The following is a 1,504-nucleotide window of genomic DNA, read 5'->3' on the forward strand; positions in this document are numbered from 1 at the left end:
TTGCAATTTGTTTGCATATTAAAACTATTTGCATTTTGTAGCAAATTGCAAAAAAATTAGCATCAAAATGAAGACAAAATAGGTTGTAATTTGGTTTAAACAAGTAAACAATCCCCAAAGTCAGCTGAATAGGCTATCGCTTCATCTTCAAAACACACAACTCCAGCATTTAATCGCAATCCAGTTTTAAATGTGCGATTTAACGCAATTTTAGGGGTGCTGTAGACGTTTTCTCACCATGGCATAATATAAGGTAGCGGTTGACACAAAAAGTCGCCTCATATCGCCTATTTTTAACCGGCGTTTATCGCCCACCGCTTACTTTTGACCTTGGACAAATTTAAGCGGCAAAAAAACCTCAATCTTCCGACCAAAACTTCCAACACTCAACACACCAGGCGAAGCTCTATTCACCACCCTTCAGCCCGATAGGGGTGATTGGTGGTGGTTTTAAAGTGCATGCAAGGCTCAATTATAGGTCGTTTTTGAGGGTACTTTTAGGGGTGTCCTGTTCCTATGAACTGTAAAACAGGGGTCGAGATTTGCAGCATTAGGAACAGGACTACCCAAAAAGTAAATCATAAACCATGGAAAATCACCCATTTTTGCTCGAATTTTAAAATCTCAATGTCATATTTAGCCGAATTTGAGCTACTTTCGATACATTGCATGCAATTCATTTTTTAATTAAAAATAGGGGTGTCCTGTTCCTATGAACTGTAAAACAGGGGTCGAGATTTTTTATGTAAAAAAACGATTTAATTAGGGGTGCTGTCTCCTACGGAACAGGACAGGGTTAAATTTAGCTTAAAACGCCTTATTTTGCCCGCTTTTTATACGCAATACTGACAATCATTAAGGGGCGAAGCCCTGCAATGAGTTTCAGGTGAATTTGAAGTCTTTAAAAACATCTTATTAATGGCGAATCTTAATCACGGCAATTAATCCCTTTGATGGGATTATTTGTCGTGGAATAAAATGCTTATATTTTTAAAGCTTTGAATTTTACTTTTTGGGGGGTCTCGTTCCGTAATATATATCAAAGAGAACGGGGGTCGAGATTTTAAAATTTTAGGGTGCAAAAATCGCGTTTTTTTGCTCTTCCATTTTGATTTGCAAAATGGACGTTTTTTGAGCCATTTTTTTGCGTAAGCGTCCGACCGCACCCATACTAGTCGCCCCATCCTAAATCTGACATCATGAGCGCGTCAATTAATCCAAGGACTCATCATGAAAAAAACAACGCAGCTCGACAAAAAAGCCACCTTTTGGCGCAGTCAGCGTCGCTTGCATAAAGGACCACGAGTCAGGACTGGGTGCGCATGGGTGAAGAGGTTAAAGAGGTGCTGGATATCGTGCCCGCGCGTTTTTTTGTTGGCCGCCACGTCTATGTCAAGTACCGTCATCGCCAAACAGGTCAAATCGTCTGTGACTTACGCCCCGCCTGCCTAATGGATGGCAGTTATGCCAGTGCGGAGCTGCTTGCTCAGGTCGTGAGCTCTAA

At 41.0% G+C, this 1,504-nt stretch carries 1 protein-coding gene; it reads left to right on the forward strand.

The genetic code is table 11. The features are described from left to right. Positions 1–1,322 precede the first annotated feature (1,322 nt). Positions 1,323–1,504, forward strand: a 182-nt coding sequence (locus NA59_RS12710) for an IS66 family transposase zinc-finger binding domain-containing protein (protein ID WP_044413564.1), incomplete at its 3' end; no start/stop codon positions are given.

The sequence above is a fragment of the Thiomicrospira microaerophila genome (assembly GCF_000934765.1).
Taxonomy (GTDB): Bacteria; Pseudomonadota; Gammaproteobacteria; order Thiomicrospirales; family Thiomicrospiraceae; genus Thiomicrospira; species Thiomicrospira microaerophila.